The following is an 18,718-nucleotide window of genomic DNA, read 5'->3' on the forward strand; positions in this document are numbered from 1 at the left end:
CTCAGCTGGGCCCGGCCTTGTAGCCGACCCCACGCACGGTCACCACGATCTCCGGACGCTCCGGATCCCGCTCGACCTTGGAACGCAGCCGCTGCACATGGACATTGACCAGCCGGGTATCGGCGGCGTGCCGATAGCCCCAGACCTGCTCCAGCAGCACCTCACGCGTGAACACCTGCCACGGCTTACGCGCCAGCGCCACCAGCAGATCGAACTCCAACGGGGTCAGCGCGATCGACTGCCCGTCCCGCTTCACCGAGTGGCCCGCCACATCGATGACCAGGTCACCGATCGCCAGCTGCTCGGGCGCGGGCTCCTCCGAGCGCCGCAGCCGCGCCCGGATCCGGGCCACCAGCTCCTTGGGCTTGAACGGCTTGACGATGTAGTCGTCCGCACCCGACTCGAGCCCGACCACCACATCCACGGTGTCGCTCTTGGCGGTCAGCATGACGATCGGCACCCCGGACTCGGCCCGGATCAGCCGGCACACCTCGATACCGTCCCGTCCGGGCAGCATCAGGTCGAGCAGCACAAGATCGGGCTTGGTCTCGCGGAAGGCGGCAAGGGCCTTGTCACCGTCCGACACGAACGACGGTTCAAAGCCTTCGCCACGCAGCACGATGCCGAGCATCTCTGCCAGTGCGGTGTCGTCGTCGACGACCAGGACGCGTCCCTTCATTCGGCCATCATCCCATTACCTGATCGTGACTTACTCCATCGTGATGTGGAACACACCTCGGCGAGCCCGTCCCGAGTGACCGGCGACACCACTCCGGACTCCGTCACGATCGCCGTCACCAGCTCCGGAGGAGTCACATCGAACGCCGGGTTGTAGGCCTGCGCGCCCACCGGCGCCACCGCGATTCCGGCGCCGGCTCCCGCCCCGGCACCCTGTCCGGGCGCCAACGAGAGCTCCGTCACCTCACTGCCCGGCCGCTGCTCCACCTCGATATCCGCCCCCTGCTCCGTCCGAAGATCCACCGTGCTGGTCGGCGCCACCACCACGAACGGAACGTGGTGATAGCGGGCCAGCACCGCCAGCGGATAGCTGCCGACCTTGTTGGCCACCGAGCCGTCCGCCGCAATACGGTCCGCCCCGATCAGCACCGCGTCCACCTCGCCGGCAGCGAACAGCGACCCTGCCGCCCCGTCCACCAGCACGCTGTACGCCATGCCCGCGCGCGCCGCCTCGTAGGCCGTCAGCCGCGCCCCCTGCAACAGCGGCCGCGTCTCGTCCACCCACAGCCGTTGCAGCTCACCCGCCCGGTGCGCCGCGCGCGCCACCGCCAGGGCGGTCCCCTCCCCTCCGGACACCAGCGCGCCCGAATTGCAGTGGGTGAGTATCCGGTGGCCGCCGCCCGGGAGCAGCTCTCCCAGCAGCGCCAGCCCGTGCTCGGCCATCCGCGCGCTGGCCTCGATGTCCTCCGCGTGTACGGCCCGCGCCTCGGCCAGCGCCGCCGCCCCGGCCGCCTCCGGACCGGCCCCGCGACCGGCGGCCGCACGGTAGGCGGCGGCCGCCCGCCGCACGCCGTACCCAAGATTGACCGCGGTCGGGCGGGCGTGCGCCAGCATCTCCGCGGCTTCGTCCACATCGAACCCACGCGCCGCGGCCAGCGCGACACCGTACGCACCCGCAATGCCCAGCAGCGGCGCACCGCGCACCGCCAGCGTCCGGATCGCCTGAACCAGCGCCGGTACGTCCGTGCAGACCAGCTCGGCCTCCTCCCCGGGCAAGCGGGTCTGATCAAGGAGGACCACAACGGGCCCCTCAGGCGGCTCCTCCCAGCGCAACGACGGGATTGCGAGCGCCTGAGCGCCCGCCTCGGATACCTCGTACTGATCGGCCATTGGTTCAGTCTGCCGCCGACACCGCTCCGAACAGAAGGTCCTTCACTGCTCAGGGCTCCGGTACACAGAGCCGTCCGCCATGACACGATGACTGACACCGCGGACCCCGGACCCCGGCCGCCCCGGCGGATTACGGGCAGCAAGAAGGAGCGAAGATGAACGACTCTCCGGGCTGGGCCTCGCCCGGATCCGCCCCCTCCGACGAGCCGGACCGCGGCACCCAGGAGCCCGCCCAGCAATCCGCCGAGCAATCCGCCACGGACGAACCCGCCGCCGAGCAGCCATCCCCGCCGAACTGGTCCAAGCAGCAGCCGCCCGCCGGCCAATGGTCCTCGCCCACCGGGATCCCCGCCCAGGGCGGCCCCGCCGACCAGAACACCGCGACCGGCACCCGCGCCCGCGCCGGCACCCCCCTCCCCACCCAAGGCAGCTGGAACGGCCCGCCGGCCGGCGGGCCCGGATGGGTGGCCGGCTGGGCCCCGCCGCCACCGGCCGCCAAGCCGGGCGTCATTCCGCTGCGCCCACTCGGTGTCGGCGAAATACTCGACGGCGCAGTCTCGACGATGCGCGCCCACTGGCGCACCGTCCTTGGCATATCGCTGATCGTCGCGGTTGTCTCGCAGACCCTGATCACGGTCGTCACCGGGCTGTGGTTCCAGAGCCCCGGCCGGACGCCCGCCCTCGGCCAAGGCTCGCGCTCGGCCCTGGTGGAGACCATGCGCGACATCCTCAAGTCGCTCGCCGCGAGCGGCGCCACCGCAGTGATCGGTCTCCTCGCCACCCTCATCGCCACGGGCCTGCTGACCATGGTCACCAGCCGCGCCGTCCTCGGCCGCTCGGTCACCACCGCGCAGGCCTGGCAGGACGCCCGCGGACAACTCCCGCGCCTGCTCGGCCTGCTGCTCCTGCTCCCCGTCATCCTCTTGGCCATCGCGGCGGCCGGCCTGGCCCCCGGCATCCTCCTCGTCTCCACAGGAGCGCCGGGGGTGGGCCTGGCACTCATCCTGTTCGGCGGACTGGCCGTCACCGTCGTGAGCGTCTGGCTGGCGGTCCGCTACAGCCTCGCCTCGCCCGCGCTGATGCTGGAGAAGCAGGGCGTCATCGCCTCCATGCGCCGCTCCGCCAAGCTCGTACGGGGCTCGTGGTGGCGGGTGCTGGGCATCCAGCTCCTCGCCTACCTCATGGTCGCCCTCGTCGAGTTCATCATCCAGATCCCGACCACCCTCATCGCTTTCGTCGCCGGCGGCGAGAGCCTGATGGACTGGGCGGCCGGCACCAACGACACCACCGGTTGGACCTTCCTCACCGTGATGGGAGTCGGAGCCGTCATCAGCTCCACCATCACCTTCCCGCTCAGCGCGGGCGTGACCGCACTCCTCTACATGGACCAGCGCATCCGCCGCGAGGCGCTCGACCTCGAACTCGCCCGCGCCGCGGGCCTCCCCGGCTACGACACCGCCGCCGCGGGTACGGCCGACGCCGCCGTCCCCGCAGATGCCCCCACCGGCCCCACTCCGGGAAGCTGATGCGGTGACAACAGGGGGGATGACGGCCGCGCTGGGACAGCTCATGGCGCGCGCCGGCGATGACATACCGGTCCGGACTCCGCGCATGCCCGCACGCGAAGCGGCTGAGCGCGAGCTGTCCGATCCCCGGTACCACCAGAACGACCCCAACCCGGTCCAACAGTTCCTGACTTGGTTGGGGAACGGCATCGACGACCTGTTCAAGACGGCCGCCGGCGCCACCCCTGGCGGCTGGATCGGGTTGCTCACCGTCCTCGCGGCAGTTCTGCTGCTGCTCGTCGCGCTTCGACTGCGGCTCGGCGCGCTGCGCCGCACCCCGACCACCGGCGGCGCACTCTTCGCCGACACCCTGCGGACCGCCGCCGAGCACCGTTCGGCCGCCGACCGGCACGCCGCCCAGAGCCACTGGAGCCAGGCGATCCAGGAACGCATGCGCGCCATCGTCCTCTCCCTCGAGGAGCGCGCGCTGCTCACACCCGGTCCGGGCCGCACCGCCGACGAGGCCGCCGCCGCAGCCGGCCGTGCCTTCCCCGCACACACCGGCCAACTGAGCGCCGCGGCCCGTACCTTTGACGACGTCACATACGGCGGCCGCCCCGGAACGGAGCGGGAGTACGCCCTCTTGACCGCCCTCGACAGCGACCTGCGGCACGCCAAGCCCCAGCTCGCCGCCCCGGCCGGGAGCCACGGATGACCACGGCCACAACGGACACCGTCACGCCGTCCCCCGCCCTCGCCCGCCACCTGTGGCGACGGACGCGAGGGCTGCTGGTCGCGCTCCTCCTGCTCGTCGTCACCGGGGTGATACTGGCGGCCCTGCAGTCCGGTGAACAGCACGGCAAACTCGATCCCCGCTCGGCGGACCGCGCCGGAAGCCGGGCCCTCGCCCAACTCCTGGCCGCCCAAGGCGTCACCACCCAGGTCGTGACCACCTCCGAGGAGGCCGCCGCCGCGGCCGGTCCCGGCACCACGCTCCTCGTCACCGACCCCGACGTTCTCACCACACGGCAGCTGACCGGCCTGCGCACCGCAATCGCGCACACCTCCGGCCGCATCGTCCTGCTCGCCCCCGGCCAGACCGCCCTCGATGTCTTCACTCCCCGCATCAAGGCGGCCGCCGAGGCCGCTAACACGGCGCGCCGGCCTGTCTGTTCGCTGCCCGCCGCCCACCGCGCGGGCGATGCCCTCCTGGGCGGTGTGCGCTACATCGCCCCCGACGGCACCGCCGACCGCTGCTACCCCAGCGGCGGCCTGCCCACCCTGCTGCGTTTGCCGGCCCACGACACCGGCCGCGACACCGTGCTCCTCGGTTCCCCCGACTTCCTCTACAACCACCACCTCGCCGAGCGCGGCAACGCCTCGCTGGCCCTTCAACTCCTCGGCGCGCACAAGCATCTGATCTGGTACCTCCCCTCCGTGAGCGACCTGTCGTCCACCCAGGACGACCAACGCGGTTTCCTCGACCTCATCCCCTCCGGCTGGAGCTGGGGCCTGCTCCAACTCGCCTTCGCCGGCGTCTTCGCGGCCCTCTGGCGCGCCCGCCGACTCGGCCCCCTGATTCCCGAACGGCTTCCGGTCACCGTTCCGGCCGCCGAGACCACCGAAGGCCACGCCCGCCTCTACGAGCAGGCCAACGCCCGCGACCGCGCCGCAGCCGTCCTACGCGCCGCCACCCGCACCCGGCTCGCCCCCCTCATTGGCGTGCCCCCCACGCACGCCCACACCCCCGACATCCTTCTCCCGGCCGTCCACGCCCACTTGGCCGCTGCACCCGCAGCCGAAGCCGCGCTTCACACCGTGCTCTTCGGCCCCGCACCCGCGGATGACAAGGCCCTGGTGCAGCTGGCCGACCAACTCGATGAACTCGAAATCTCGATCGTTTCCCAAGAGAGGCACGCCCCCCGTGAGCACCCCGACCGCTGACAGCGCCCGAGCCTCCCTAGAAGCTGTCCGCACCGAGATAGCCAAGGCCGTCGTCGGCCAGGACCCCGCCGTCACCGGCTTGGTCGTCGCGCTGCTCTGCCGCGGCCATGTGCTCCTCGAAGGCGTCCCCGGCGTCGCCAAGACCCTGCTCGTACGAGCCCTGTCGGCCACCCTCGAACTCGACACCAAGCGCGTCCAGTTCACCCCCGACCTGATGCCGAGCGACGTCACCGGCTCCCTGGTCTACGACGCCCGCAGCGCCGAGTTCTCCTTCCAGCCCGGCCCCGTCTTCACCAACCTCCTGATCGCCGACGAGATCAACCGCACCCCTCCCAAGTCCCAGGCGTCCCTCCTCGAAGCCATGGAGGAGCGCCAGGTCACCGTCGACGGCACCGCCCGGCCCCTCCCTGAACCGTTCCTCGTGGCCGCCACCCAGAACCCCGTGGAATACGAGGGCACCTACCCGCTCCCCGAGGCCCAACTCGACCGGTTCTTGCTGAAACTGACGGTCCCGCTGCCCGCCCGCCAGGACGAGATAGACATCCTCACCCGCCACGCGGACGGCTTCAGTCCCCACGACCTCGACGCCGCCGGCCTACGCCCCGTAGCCTCCGCCGCCGACCTCGAAGCAGCCCGAGCCGCGGTCGCCAAGACCGCCGTCTCCCCCGAAGTCGCCGGCTATATCGTCGATATCTGCCGTGCCACTCGTGAATCCCCCTCGCTCTCCCTCGGTGTATCCCCCCGAGGCGCCACCGCCCTGCTCTCCACTTCCCGAGCCTGGGCCTGGCTCACCGGCCGCGACTATGTCACCCCGGACGACGTCAAGGCCCTTGCTCTCCCCACCCTCCGCCACCGCATCCGGCTCCGCCCCGAGGCGGAGATGGAGGGAGTCTCCGCAGACTCCGTGATCAACGCCGTCCTCGCCCACCTCCCCGTCCCCCGCTGAGGCGACACCGTGGCCCTCACCGGACGCACTGCCCTCATCGCCGCAGTCGGAGCTCTCTTCGTCGGCTTCGTGCTCCCTAGCTGGCTCGGTATCGTCACCTTCCAACTCGCCCTGCCGATAGCAATCTTGTGCGATCTCGCGCTCGCCGCGCCAGTGCGAAAGCTCCATTTCACCCGTACCGGTGACACAACAGTTCGACTAACAGGCGAAGCCCACACACACCTCACCCTCACCAACCCGGACCGCCGCACCCTGCGCGCGCAGATCCGCGACGCCTGGCCCCCGAGCTCCTTCCAGCCGGGCACGGACATCCCCGCGTCACGCCACACCGCGCACATCCCCGGCGCCGAACGCAGGCGCCTCACCACCACGCTTCACCCCACGCGCCGCGGCGACCACCACGCGGTCCGCGTCACGGTCCGCTCTTACGGCCCACTGGGCCTGGCAGCCCGCCAAGGGACGCACCATGTCCCCTGGACCCTGCGCGTCATGCCGCCCTTCGCCAGCCGCAAGCACCTCCCCGCCAAGCTCGCCAGACTCCGCGAACTCGACGGCCGCACGAGCATCCTGACCCGCGGCGAGGGCACCGAATTCGACAGCCTCCGCGACTACACCCCCGGCGACGACACCCGCTCCATCGACTGGCGCGCCACCGCCCGCCAGCAAACCCTCGCCGTCCGCACCTGGCGCCCCGAACGCGACCGCCGCATCCTGCTCGCCCTGGAAACCGGCCGCACCTCAGCCGGCCGCGTCGGCGACATTCCCCGCCTCGACGCCTCCATGGACGCCGCCCTCCTCCTCGCCGCGCTCGCATCCCGAGCCGGCGACCGCGTGGACCTCCTCGCGTACGACCGCCGCGTACGGGCTTCCGTACAAGGCCGAACCGCACTGGATCTGCTTCCGGCCCTGACCGATGCCCTGGCCCCCCTCGAATCCGAACTCGTCGAGGCGGACGCGCGCGGCCTGGCCGCCGCAATCCACCAACGCACCCAGCGACGGTCCCTCATCGTGCTCTTCACCGGCCTCGACACGGCTCCCGTGGAGGAGGCCCTACTGCCGGTCCTCCCCAGCCTCACCCAGCGCAACGAACTCATCGTCGCCGCCGTCGCCGACCCCCGCATAGAAGAAATGGCCGCCGGCCGACACACACCCGAGGCCGTTTACGCGGCCGCTGCCGCAGAACAAACCCGCGCCGCCCGCCGCAACACCGCAGACCGTCTCCGCCACCAGGGCATCACGGTCATCGACTCCACGCCCGCGCAGCTCGCCCCTGACCTGGCCGACGCCTACCTCACCCTGAAGTCCTCCGGTCGCCTCTGAGAGAGCCCACCCAGAACACGCCCAGAACACACACTGGGCAAGGAGCACCTTTCGGATCCCCCGACAGCTCTTGCTGCCCCATCCCAAGAGCCAGGGCGCGGCCTTGCCGTCTCGACTCCCCCACACCAAAAGACTTCACCGGTCCAAGCGGCGCGTTAACGGCTCGCCCCGGATCCGCGCCCTATCGTCCACCAACATCTGCCCCGACGCGGTGAACGCAGAAAAGCCCCGCACCATACGGTGCGGGGCTTCCCACAAAATTTGTTCGGCGGCGTCCTACTCTCCCACAGGGTCCCCCCTGCAGTACCATCGGCGCTGAAAGGCTTAGCTTCCGGGTTCGGAATGTAACCGGGCGTTTCCCTAACGCAATGACCACCGAAACACTATGAAGTTGAACTCCAGCCGACAAGGCGAGTTCGTTACTTCAGAACCTACACAGTGGACGCGAGCAACTGAGGACAAGCCCTCGGCCTATTAGTACCAGTCAACTCCACACCTTACGGCGCTTCCATATCTGGCCTATCAACCCAGTCGTCTACTGGGAGCCTTAACCCCTCAAGGGGGTGGGAGCCCTCATCTCGAAGCAGGCTTCCCGCTTAGATGCTTTCAGCGGTTATCCTTTCCGAACGTAGCCAACCAGCCATGCCCTTGGCAGGACAACTGGCACACCAGAGGTTCGTCCGTCCCGGTCCTCTCGTACTAGGGACAGCCCTTCTCAAGACTCCTACGCGCACAGCGGATAGGGACCGAACTGTCTCACGACGTTCTAAACCCAGCTCGCGTACCGCTTTAATGGGCGAACAGCCCAACCCTTGGGACCGACTCCAGCCCCAGGATGCGACGAGCCGACATCGAGGTGCCAAACCATCCCGTCGATATGGACTCTTGGGGAAGATCAGCCTGTTATCCCCGGGGTACCTTTTATCCGTTGAGCGACGGCGCTTCCACAAGCCACCGCCGGATCACTAGTCCCTACTTTCGTACCTGCTCGACCCGTCAGTCTCACAGTCAAGCTCCCTTGTGCACTTACACTCAACACCTGATTGCCAACCAGGCTGAGGGAACCTTTGGGCGCCTCCGTTACTCTTTAGGAGGCAACCGCCCCAGTTAAACTACCCACCAGACACTGTCCCTGATCCGGATCACGGACCCAGGTTAGACATCCAGCACGACCAGAGTGGTATTTCAACAATGACTCCACAACCACTGGCGTGGCTGCTTCAAAGTCTCCCACCTATCCTACACAAGCCGAACCGAACACCAATATCAAGCTATAGTAAAGGTCCCGGGGTCTTTCCGTCCTGCTGCGCGAAACGAGCATCTTTACTCGTAATGCAATTTCACCGGGCCTATGGTTGAGACAGTCGAGAAGTCGTTACGCCATTCGTGCAGGTCGGAACTTACCCGACAAGGAATTTCGCTACCTTAGGATGGTTATAGTTACCACCGCCGTTTACTGGCGCTTAAGTTCTCAGCTTCGCCACACCGAAATGTGACTAACCGGTCCCCTTAACGTTCCAGCACCGGGCAGGCGTCAGTCCGTATACATCGCCTTACGGCTTCGCACGGACCTGTGTTTTTAGTAAACAGTCGCTTCTCGCTGGTCTCTGCGGCCACCACCAGCTCACCGAGTAAATCGGATCACCAGCAATGGCCCCCCTTCTCCCGAAGTTACGGGGGCATTTTGCCGAGTTCCTTAACCATAGTTCACCCGAACGCCTCGGTATTCTCTACCTGACCACCTGAGTCGGTTTAGGGTACGGGCCGCCATGAAACTCGCTAGAGGCTTTTCTCGACAGCATAGGATCATCCACTTCACCACAATCGGCTCGGCATCAGGTCTCAGCCTTAACGTGTGACGGATTTGCCTACCACACGGCCTACACCCTTACCCCGGGACAACCACCGCCCGGGCTGGACTACCTTCCTGCGTCACCCCATCGCTTACCTACTACCACCTTGGGTCAGCGGCTCCACCACGTCCCTTCGTCCGAAGACTCCAGGCCGGCTTCACGGCCTTAGCATTAATGGATTCGATATTGGGCGTTTCAAAGCGGGTACCGGAATATCAACCGGTTGTCCATCGACTACGCCTGTCGGCCTCGCCTTAGGTCCCGACTTACCCTGGGCAGATCAGCTTGACCCAGGAACCCTTAGTCAATCGGCGCACACGTTTCCCACGTGTGTATCGCTACTCATGCCTGCATTCTCACTCGTGAACCGTCCACAACTCGTTTCCACGGCTGCTTCACCCGGCACACGACGCTCCCCTACCCATCACGATCCCCGTTAGAGGTAATATCGCAATGACACGACTTCGGCGGTGTGCTTGAGCCCCGCTACATTGTCGGCGCGGAATCACTTGACCAGTGAGCTATTACGCACTCTTTCAAGGGTGGCTGCTTCTAAGCCAACCTCCTGGTTGTCTCTGCGACTCCACATCCTTTCCCACTTAGCACACGCTTAGGGGCCTTAGTCGATGCTCTGGGCTGTTTCCCTCTCGACCATGGAGCTTATCCCCCACAGTCTCACTGCCGCGCTCTCACTTACCGGCATTCGGAGTTTGGCTAAGGTCAGTAACCCGGTAGGGCCCATCGCCTATCCAGTGCTCTACCTCCGGCAAGAAACACACGACGCTGCACCTAAATGCATTTCGGGGAGAACCAGCTATCACGGAGTTTGATTGGCCTTTCACCCCTAACCACAGGTCATCCCCCAGGTTTTCAACCCTGGTGGGTTCGGTCCTCCACGAAGTCTTACCTCCGCTTCAACCTGCCCATGGCTAGATCACTCCGCTTCGGGTCTTGGGCACGCTACTCAACGCCCTATTCGGACTCGCTTTCGCTACGGCTTCCCCACACGGGTTAACCTCGCAACATACCGCAAACTCGCAGGCTCATTCTTCAAAAGGCACGCAGTCACGACACAAGGAACAAGTTCCTTGTGCGACGCTCCCACGGCTTGTAGGCACACGGTTTCAGGTACTATTTCACTCCGCTCCCGCGGTACTTTTCACCATTCCCTCACGGTACTATCCGCTATCGGTCACCAGGGAATATTTAGGCTTAACGGGTGGTCCCGCCAGATTCACACGGGATTTCTCGGGCCCCGTGCTACTTGGGTGTCTCTCAAACGAGCCGTCAATGTTTCAGCTACGGGGGTCTTACCCTCTACGCCGGACCTTTCGCATGTCCTTCGCCTACATCAACGGTTTCTGACTCGTCTCACAGCCGGCAGACTGTGAAAGAGAGATCCCACAACCCCAACCACGCAACCCCTGCCGGGTATCACACGTGACTGGTTTGGCCTCATCCGGTTTCGCTCGCCACTACTCCCGGAATCACGGTTGTTTTCTCTTCCTGCGGGTACTGAGATGTTTCACTTCCCCGCGTTCCCTCCACACTGCCTATGTGTTCAGCAGCGGGTGACAGCCCATGACGACTGCCGGGTTTCCCCATTCGGACACCCCCGGATCAAAGCTCGGTTGACAGCTCCCCGGGGCCTATCGCGGCCTCCCACGTCCTTCATCGGTTCCTGGTGCCAAGGCATCCACCGTGCGCCCTTAAAAACTTGGCCACAGATGCTCGCGTCCACTGTGCAGTTCTCAAGCAACGACCAGCCACCCACCACCCCAACCCGAAGGCTGAGTTCACTGGGGCCGGCATCGCGAAGGTCCAGACTCACAGTCCGTACCCTCAGATACCCAACAACGTGCCCGACACGACCCCATCAAGCTCACGTTCCACGCCGAAGCAGTACTAATGAACCCTCAGAAACCGTGCCGAATAGTCAACGTTCCACCCATGAGCAACCAGCATCAGACATTCGCTGATGTACTGGCCTCTGACCAGGCAAAGCCCGGTAAGAAGTGCTCCTTAGAAAGGAGGTGATCCAGCCGCACCTTCCGGTACGGCTACCTTGTTACGACTTCGTCCCAATCGCCAGTCCCACCTTCGACGATTCCCTCCCACAAGGGGTTGGGCCACCGGCTTCGGGTGTTACCGACTTTCGTGACGTGACGGGCGGTGTGTACAAGGCCCGGGAACGTATTCACCGCAGCAATGCTGATCTGCGATTACTAGCAACTCCGACTTCATGGGGTCGAGTTGCAGACCCCAATCCGAACTGAGACCGGCTTTTTGAGATTCGCTCCACCTCGCGGTATCGCAGCTCATTGTACCGGCCATTGTAGCACGTGTGCAGCCCAAGACATAAGGGGCATGATGACTTGACGTCGTCCCCACCTTCCTCCGAGTTGACCCCGGCAGTCTCCTGTGAGTCCCCATCACCCCGAAAGGCATGCTGGCAACACAGAACAAGGGTTGCGCTCGTTGCGGGACTTAACCCAACATCTCACGACACGAGCTGACGACAGCCATGCACCACCTGTACACCGACCACAAGGGGGACCCTGTCTCCAGGGTTTTCCGGTGTATGTCAAGCCTTGGTAAGGTTCTTCGCGTTGCGTCGAATTAAGCCACATGCTCCGCTGCTTGTGCGGGCCCCCGTCAATTCCTTTGAGTTTTAGCCTTGCGGCCGTACTCCCCAGGCGGGGAACTTAATGCGTTAGCTGCGGCACGGACGACGTGGAATGTCGCCCACACCTAGTTCCCAACGTTTACGGCGTGGACTACCAGGGTATCTAATCCTGTTCGCTCCCCACGCTTTCGCTCCTCAGCGTCAGTATCGGCCCAGAGATCCGCCTTCGCCACCGGTGTTCCTCCTGATATCTGCGCATTTCACCGCTACACCAGGAATTCCGATCTCCCCTACCGAACTCTAGCCTGCCCGTATCGAATGCAGACCCGGGGTTAAGCCCCGGGCTTTCACATCCGACGCGACAAGCCGCCTACGAGCTCTTTACGCCCAATAATTCCGGACAACGCTTGCGCCCTACGTATTACCGCGGCTGCTGGCACGTAGTTAGCCGGCGCTTCTTCTGCAGGTACCGTCACTCTCGCTTCTTCCCTGCTGAAAGAGGTTTACAACCCGAAGGCCGTCATCCCTCACGCGGCGTCGCTGCATCAGGCTTTCGCCCATTGTGCAATATTCCCCACTGCTGCCTCCCGTAGGAGTCTGGGCCGTGTCTCAGTCCCAGTGTGGCCGGTCGCCCTCTCAGGCCGGCTACCCGTCGTCGCCTTGGTAGGCCATCACCCCACCAACAAGCTGATAGGCCGCGGGCTCATCCTTCACCGCCGGAGCTTTCCACACGGAGGTCATGCGACCCCGTGTCGTATCCGGTATTAGACCCCGTTTCCAGGGCTTGTCCCAGAGTGAAGGGCAGATTGCCCACGTGTTACTCACCCGTTCGCCACTAATCCACCACCGAAGCGGCTTCATCGTTCGACTTGCATGTGTTAAGCACGCCGCCAGCGTTCGTCCTGAGCCAGGATCAAACTCTCCGTGAATGTTTACCCGTAATCGGGTGACACTCGCGTTGAGCGGAACGAGCGGGCGGAATAAGCCTGCTCGTTCACAGCGTCCTCGCTGTGTATTGCCTACCGTCACACAAGGTGTCGGCAGGACTTTCAAAGGAACCTCATCTCCCGGATGTTTCCGGTCGACGGGGTATCAACATATCTGGCGTTGACTTTTGGCACGCTGTTGAGTTCTCAAGGAACGGACGCTTCCTTTGTGCCTGTTTCACCAGGCTCTCCGGGCGCTTCCCTTCGGTCTTGCGTTTCCGACTCTATCAGATCCTTGCGGCTCCGATTTTCGCCGGTGCGTTTCCGCCTTTCGGCTTCTTCGCGTTTCCAACCTTACCAGATCCGTTTCCGTCTCCGGCCCCCTGTTGGAGCGGGGTCGGCCGCTTCGCTTTCGCTTTTCGGCCTTTCCGACTTTAGCAGATCCGCGGCCTGCCGTTACCGGCTCGTACGGGATTCAGCTTTCCCTGTCGGAGGGGTTTGCCTTTCGGCTGTTTCCGACTTTATCAGAAGTTGGACGGTCGAATTAATCGACCGGGCTTCCGGTAAGTGGTCGGATGTGCCTCGCCGAATTGAATTTCCGGCCGAAGCGGAGAAGAGACTAACCGTCGCGATCGAGTCTGTCTAACTCGCCGCAACCGTTTGAATCTACCTCCCCACGCCACCCGTGTCAATGGGTTTGCTGGGAGGTGAGGAGACTAGCAGGTCAGCGGGGTCGGATGCACATCAGGCGGCGGTCGGGAGGAGGGCCTCGCGGTCGGCGAGGGCGATGTCGCCCGCTTCACCTGCGCGTACGGCGCGGCCGCCCAGTACGTAGACGTACAGGAGGAACGCCAGCTCGGCGGCGGCGCCGATGGTGATTCGGGCCCAGGTGGGCAGGCCGGAGGGGGTGACGAAGCCTTCCAGGGCGCCGGATATGAAGAGGACGGCGGCAAGGCCGATGGCGACGCCGAGGGCGGATCGGCCTTCCTGGGCCAGGGCCGTGCGGCGGGTGCGGGGGCCCGGGTCGATGAGGGTCCAGCCGAGGCGGAGGCCGATGCCCGCTGCGACGAAGACGGCGGTCAGTTCCAGGAGGCCGTGCGGGAGGATCAGGCCGAGGAAGGTGTCGAGGCGGCCTGCCGAGGACATCAGGCCGATGCCGATGCCCAGGTTGAGCATGTTCTGGAAGAGGACCCAGAGGACGGGGACGGCGGCGAAAGCGCCGAGGACCAGGCAGAGAGCGACGGCCTGGGCGTTGTTCGTCCACACCTGCGCGGCGAAGGACGCGGCGGGATGGCTGGAGTAATACGTCTCGTACTCGCCGCCGGGGCGGGTCATGGCGCGGAGGTCCTCCGGGGCGCCGATGGTGGCCTGCACCTCGGGGTGGGCGGCGATCCACCAGCCGAGGACGGCTGCGACGGCGGTGGAGAGGATCGCGGTGGGGATCCACCAGTGGCGGAGGCGGTAGACCGCCGCGGGGAAGGACGTGGTGAAGAAGCGGGCCGCGTCGCGCCAGGAGGCCTTGCGGGCGCCTGTTACCGCGCTGCGGGCTCGGGCCACCAGGGAGGTGAGGCGGCCGGTCAGCGCGGGGTCGGGGGCGCTGGAGACGACGAGGGAGAGGTGGGTGGTGGTGCGTTGGTAGAGGGCCACGAGTTCGTCGGCCTCGGCGCCGGTGAGGCGGCGTTTGCGGCGGAGGAGGGACTCGAGGCGGTCCCATTCGGCGCTGTGGGCCGTGACGAAGACATCGAGGTCCATGCGGGGTCGCTCCTCGTAGCGCCGGGGGGTGGTTCCGGGTCAGCTTGGCAGACTGGGGACGATCCGGGTGGGGTGGTCGGGAGTTGAGGGAGCGGGAGTGGAGCGGAGTGGGCGCGGTGAGTGAGCTCGTCACGGGTGAAGCGGTGGTGCTGGGACTGCGGCCGGCGCGGCTGCCGAGCCGGGGGCTGGCGGTGCTGGTGGATCTGGCCGTCGCCTGGGGGACGTATCTCGCGGTGTCGCTGGTGCTGGCGAGCACGATGTCATCGATGGACAGCGCCGCGCTGGCGGCGGCTTCGGTGGCGGCGTTCGTGCTGGTGCAGGTCGGGATACCGATCGTGGTCGAGACGCTGAGCCAGGGGCGGTCGCTGGGGAAGGTGATCTGCGGGCTGCGGGTGGTGCGGGAAGACGGGGGGCCGATCCGGTTCCGGCATGCGCTGGTGCGGGGTGCCATCGGTGCGATGGAGATCGTGCTGACGATGGGGGTCGTGGCATCCATTGCGTCGCTGGTGTCGGCGAGGGGGCGGCGGGTGGGGGATGTGTTCGCCGGGACGCTCGTCGTCCGGGAGCGGATTCCGGTGGAGGAGGCTGCGGCGGAGTGGCCGGCTCCGGATCCTTGGCTGGCGGCGGAGGTCGCGGGGCTGGACCTGTCGCGGGTGCCGGACCGGTGGTGGCTGACCGTGCGGCAGTTCTTCGGGCGGATGCAGCAGCTGGATCCGCAGGTCGGCGAGGCGATGGCAGGGCGGTTCGCGGCGGACTTGCGGGGGTTCACGGGCGCGATGGCGCCTGCGGGGGTGCATCCGGCGGCCTATCTGGCCGCTGTGGTGGGTGAGCGGCAGGCGCGCGAGGCGCGGCGGGCATTCGGGGGGCCGGGGGCGGCCTCGGGTGGTGCCCCGGTGGTCTCGGTCGCTCCTGTGGCTCCTGTGGCTCCGGGGGCTGCGGCGGAGGGCGCGGCGCGGGTTCCGTCGGGGCCGGGGGGCGTGGATGCGGGTGCGGGTGTGGTGAGTCCTGGTGCCGGTGGGCGGTGGGCGGCGCCCGGAGGGAGCGCGCCGGTGGCCGGGGGGCCTTCGGTGGCCGGGGATGGGTTCCGGGCCACGGGGGCGGTGGCGGAGCGGCAGGGCGACGGCGCGGCCGGTGGGGAGTCGCGTACGGGGTTTGCGCCGCCTGCCTGAGACAGGGCCGGGGCGGGCGGGGCGACGCGTCGGCGCGGGGTGCGCGGAGGGACGTACGGCGGCCTTATGTGAACGTCGACGGAGGGGATTCGAGGGATTCGAGTTCGATGCCGGGGGCGGACAGGACGACGTCGCCGGCGATGTGGACGGCGTGCTGTTCGCCGGTTTCCAGGTCGTTGACCTGGTATTCGTCCGCGATCAGCGGGGCGTTGTCAGTGGCGTGTGGTGTGCTGGAGACCAGGGCCCAGGACTGGTCGAGCGTGCGGGGGGCGAGGACGGGGGGTGTGAAGGCCACGAGGCGGGTGCGGACGGCGCCGGCGCCGAGGGTGGGGCGCAGCAGCCGGGCGGTGGCGATGAGGAAGGCGGGGGACGCGCCGGTGAAGGCGTGGGCGGGGACGTTGCCTTCGGTGGCGTGCTCGCCGGTCGGGTCGGTGCGTACCCAGGTGACGCCGTCGAGGGCGGCGCCGCGGACCTGCCAGGCGGAGGCGTGGAGTTCCAGGCGGATGGGGCGGCCGAGTTCGTCGAGGGTGAGGTCGACGGAGCCGGCGTGATCGCCGGAGGGGGTGGTGATCTGCGAGACGTAGCGCCAGCCGGAGGGGCCGGTGGCGCAGTGGAAGTGCTCTTCACCGAGGGGGGTGTGATCGTGCGGGTCGTGGAGCGAGTAGTGGCCGCGGGGCATGGGGCTTGCCGTCCTTCGGGCGGGCCGGTGGGGATGAGCTCGGTGGGCCCCGGGGTGGGGCCTCATGGGCCAGGCCCCCGCCGTGAGGGGCGAGGGCCTGGCTTTCCGGGTTCACCGGCTGCTGGTGGTTGCCGGTTGCTGATCGCCGGAGCCGGCAGGGGCGCCGGGATCAGGGGTGGCTCAGTAGCGGTAGTGGTCGGGCTTGTACGGGCCCTCGACCTGGACGCCGATGTAGGCGGCCTGCTCCGGGCGCAGCTCGGTGAGCTTGACGCCGAGGGAGTCGAGGTGGAGGCGGGCGACCTTCTCGTCGAGGTGCTTGGGGAGCACGTAGACGTCGGTCGGGTACTCCTCGGGCTTGGTGAACAGCTCGATCTGGGCCAGGGTCTGGTCCGCGAAGGAGTTGGACATCACGAAGCTGGGGTGGCCGGTGGCGTTGCCCAGGTTCAGGAGGCGGCCCTCGGACAGGACGATCAGGACCTTGCCGTCCGGGTGGGTCCAGGTGTGGACCTGGGGCTTGACCTCGTCCTTGACGATGCCGGGGAGCTTGGCGAGGCCGGCCATGTCGATCTCGTTGTCGAAGTGACCGATGTTGCCGACGATCGCCTGGTGCTTCATCCGGGCCATGTCCGAGGCCATGATGATGTCCTTGTTGCCCGTGGTGGTGACGAAGATGTCGGCGGTCTCGACGACCTCGTCGAGGGTGGTGACCTGGTAGCCGTCCATCGCCGCCTGCAGGGCGCAGATCGGGTCGATCTCGGTGATGATCACTCGGGCGCCCTGGCCGCGCAGGGACTCCGCGCAGCCCTTGCCGACATCGCCGTAGCCGCAGACCACGGCGGTCTTGCCGCCGATGAGGACGTCGGTGGCGCGGTTGATGCCGTCGATCAGGGAGTGGCGGCAGCCGTACTTGTTGTCGAACTTCGACTTGGTGACGGCGTCGTTGACGTTGATCGCCGGGAAGAGGAGGTCGCCGTCGCGGTGCATCTCGTAGAGACGGTGCACGCCGGTGGTGGTCTCCTCGGTGACACCGCGGATCTCGGAGGCCAGGTTCGTCCACTTCTGGGGGGCCTCGGCGACCGTGCGGGTGAGCAGTTCGAGGATGGCGCGGTGCTCGTCGCTCTCGGCGGTCTCGATGGCGGGGACCTTGCCGGCCTTCTCGTACTCGACGCCCTTGTGGACGAGGAGGGTGGCGTCACCACCGTCGTCGAGGATCATGTTCGGGCCGCCGGTGGGCGAGTTCGGCCAGGTCAGGGCCTGCTCGGTGCACCACCAGTACTCCTCCAGGCTCTCGCCCTTCCAGGCGAAGACCGGGACGCCCTGGGGGTTGTCCGGGGTGCCGTTGGGGCCGACGGCGATGGCCGCGGCGGCGTGGTCCTGGGTGGAGAAGATGTTGCAGGACGCCCAGCGGACCTCGGCGCCGAGCGCGACGAGGGTCTCGATCAGGACGGCGGTCTGCACGGTCATGTGCAGCGAGCCGGTCACCCGGGCGCCGGCCAGCGGCTGGGCGGCGGCGTACTCCTTGCGGATCGCCATCAGGCCGGGCATCTCGTGCTCGGCGAGGGTGATCTCCTTGCGGCCGAAGGCGGCGAGGGACAGGTCGGCGACCTTGAAGTCCTGGCCGGTGGCTGCTGTCGTCATGCGGGCTGCTCCTCGAGCGTCGCGTGGTGTTCAGGGCTGGGCAGTCTGCGGCGCGGGCTGGGGGTGTCCCCAGTCGTAGCTGGGAAGCAGGGGCGTACGCGGAAGCGGACACACCTCTCCCCTGGCCGCAGCGCAGTCCGTCGGAGGCCCTCTCTCCCTCGGCCGGTCCGCGGGGCGGGCCGCCCGACCGCCATCAGCAGCGACGTCTGGCACTGGGCACGAATCTACACCGATCGGCCCAGCGAGCCCCAGTCCGGATGGGCCGATTCCGTACGGTCCCGGCCATGGACGGCCGTCGACGGAGGGCGCAAACGGATGCCGGCGCGGATGTCGGGCGGGGTGTCCCGCGGTGGGGCGGCGGGACCTGGGGGCTTTGACTGCGGTGCCGGGTGCTGCAGGATGCCCGGAGCGCGGGAGCACCAGAACATCTGTCCGGCCGCGCGCAGGGTCGTGAGGAGAACCACGTGACAACGAGTCCAGCCGATCCCCGCAAGGGCGCGGGGCGGGGGCTG

At 67.1% G+C, this 18,718-nt stretch carries 11 protein-coding genes and 3 rRNA genes; 6 read left to right on the plus strand and 8 right to left on the minus strand.

Translation table 11 applies throughout. From position 1 onward, the window contains the following. Position 1: 1 nt before the first annotated feature. Positions 2 to 679: a two-component system response regulator MtrA gene (gene mtrA / locus AC5677_RS14855; protein WP_030416996.1), complete on the minus strand. Its 678-nt coding sequence runs from the start codon at positions 677 to 679 to the stop codon at positions 2 to 4. Then, positions 676 to 1,848 (minus strand): S-methyl-5-thioribose-1-phosphate isomerase, encoded by a 1,173-nt coding sequence (gene mtnA, locus AC5677_RS14860; protein ID WP_497195516.1) that lies wholly within the window; start codon positions 1,846 to 1,848, stop codon positions 676 to 678. Before mtnA ends, mtrA begins: the two co-directional genes overlap by 4 nt. 155 nt (positions 1,849 to 2,003) lie before the next feature. Between mtnA and AC5677_RS14865 the strand changes: the two genes are divergently transcribed. The 5 genes from AC5677_RS14865 to AC5677_RS14885 are packed head-to-tail and all read left to right on the plus strand — an operon-like array spanning position 2,004 to position 7,563. After that, positions 2,004 to 3,374 carry a proline-rich domain-containing protein gene (locus AC5677_RS14865; protein WP_497195517.1) on the plus strand — a complete coding sequence of 457 codons (1,371 nt, stop codon included), beginning with the start codon at positions 2,004 to 2,006 and terminating at the stop codon, positions 3,372 to 3,374. Between the two features lie 19 nt (positions 3,375 to 3,393). Then, positions 3,394 to 4,068, plus strand: coding sequence for a DUF4129 domain-containing protein (locus AC5677_RS14870; RefSeq protein WP_497196626.1), 675 nt, complete (start codon positions 3,394 to 3,396; stop codon positions 4,066 to 4,068). Beyond that, on the plus strand, positions 4,065 to 5,297 hold the full coding sequence (locus AC5677_RS14875; protein ID WP_497195518.1) for a DUF4350 domain-containing protein: 1,233 nt from the start codon (positions 4,065 to 4,067) through the stop codon (positions 5,295 to 5,297). The genes AC5677_RS14870 and AC5677_RS14875 overlap by 4 nt, the downstream gene beginning before the upstream one ends. Continuing rightward, positions 5,233 to 6,243: an AAA family ATPase gene (locus AC5677_RS14880; protein WP_497195519.1), complete on the plus strand. Its 1,011-nt coding sequence runs from the start codon at positions 5,233 to 5,235 to the stop codon at positions 6,241 to 6,243. Before AC5677_RS14875 ends, AC5677_RS14880 begins: the two co-directional genes overlap by 65 nt. Positions 6,244 to 6,252: 9 nt before the next feature. After that, positions 6,253 to 7,563, plus strand: coding sequence for a DUF58 domain-containing protein (locus AC5677_RS14885; protein ID WP_497195520.1), 1,311 nt, complete (start codon positions 6,253 to 6,255; stop codon positions 7,561 to 7,563). A 263-nt stretch (positions 7,564 to 7,826) separates the two neighbouring features. Here AC5677_RS14885 and rrf read toward each other — a convergent pair. The 4 genes from rrf to AC5677_RS14905 form a co-directional block, all read right to left on the minus strand. Continuing rightward, a 5S ribosomal RNA gene (gene rrf / locus AC5677_RS14890) occupies positions 7,827 to 7,943 on the minus strand. 74 nt (positions 7,944 to 8,017) lie between these two features. Then, a 23S ribosomal RNA gene (locus AC5677_RS14895) occupies positions 8,018 to 11,139 on the minus strand. A gap of 303 nt (positions 11,140 to 11,442) precedes the next feature. Continuing rightward, positions 11,443 to 12,971, minus strand: a 16S ribosomal RNA gene (locus tag AC5677_RS14900). Together the 16S, 23S and 5S rRNA genes form the textbook arrangement of a ribosomal RNA operon. A gap of 741 nt (positions 12,972 to 13,712) precedes the next feature. Next, positions 13,713 to 14,720: a stage II sporulation protein M gene (locus tag AC5677_RS14905; RefSeq protein ID WP_497195521.1), complete on the minus strand. Its 1,008-nt coding sequence runs from the start codon at positions 14,718 to 14,720 to the stop codon at positions 13,713 to 13,715. A gap of 116 nt (positions 14,721 to 14,836) precedes the next feature. Between AC5677_RS14905 and AC5677_RS14910 the strand changes: the two genes are divergently transcribed. Continuing rightward, positions 14,837 to 15,889, plus strand: a complete 1,053-nt coding sequence (locus AC5677_RS14910; RefSeq protein ID WP_497195522.1) for an RDD family protein — start codon at positions 14,837 to 14,839, stop codon at positions 15,887 to 15,889. 64 nt (positions 15,890 to 15,953) lie between these two features. Here the strand turns inward: AC5677_RS14910 and AC5677_RS14915 are convergent, their stop codons facing one another. Further along, on the minus strand, positions 15,954 to 16,568 hold the full coding sequence (locus tag AC5677_RS14915) for a hypothetical protein (RefSeq protein ID WP_497195523.1): 615 nt from the start codon (positions 16,566 to 16,568) through the stop codon (positions 15,954 to 15,956). A gap of 180 nt (positions 16,569 to 16,748) precedes the next feature. After that, positions 16,749 to 18,206, minus strand: coding sequence for an adenosylhomocysteinase (gene ahcY, locus AC5677_RS14920; protein ID WP_497195524.1), 1,458 nt, complete (start codon positions 18,204 to 18,206; stop codon positions 16,749 to 16,751). Positions 18,207 to 18,718: the final 512 nt, after the last annotated feature.

It is taken from the genome of Streptomyces sp. JLSY215 (assembly GCF_059682825.1).

Excerpts from the sequence above, each read along its gene's own strand:
- AC5677_RS14880 (WP_497195519.1), top strand. The coding sequence starts at position 5,233 with ATGAACTCGAAATCTCGATCGTTTCCCAAGAGAGGCACGCCCCCCGTG.
- AC5677_RS14875 (WP_497195518.1), top strand. The coding sequence starts at position 4,065 with ATGACCACGGCCACAACGGACACCGTCACGCCGTCCCCCGCCCTCGCC.
- AC5677_RS14870 (WP_497196626.1), top strand. The coding sequence starts at position 3,394 with ATGACGGCCGCGCTGGGACAGCTCATGGCGCGCGCCGGCGATGACATA.
- AC5677_RS14915 (WP_497195523.1), bottom strand. The coding sequence starts at position 16,568 with ATGCCCCGCGGCCACTACTCGCTCCACGACCCGCACGATCACACCCCC.
- mtrA (WP_030416996.1), bottom strand. The coding sequence starts at position 679 with ATGAAGGGACGCGTCCTGGTCGTCGACGACGACACCGCACTGGCAGAG.
- ahcY (WP_497195524.1), bottom strand. The coding sequence starts at position 18,206 with ATGACGACAGCAGCCACCGGCCAGGACTTCAAGGTCGCCGACCTGTCC.
- AC5677_RS14865 (WP_497195517.1), top strand. The coding sequence starts at position 2,004 with ATGAACGACTCTCCGGGCTGGGCCTCGCCCGGATCCGCCCCCTCCGAC.
- mtnA (WP_497195516.1), bottom strand. The coding sequence starts at position 1,848 with ATGGCCGATCAGTACGAGGTATCCGAGGCGGGCGCTCAGGCGCTCGCA.
- AC5677_RS14905 (WP_497195521.1), bottom strand. The coding sequence starts at position 14,720 with ATGGACCTCGATGTCTTCGTCACGGCCCACAGCGCCGAATGGGACCGC.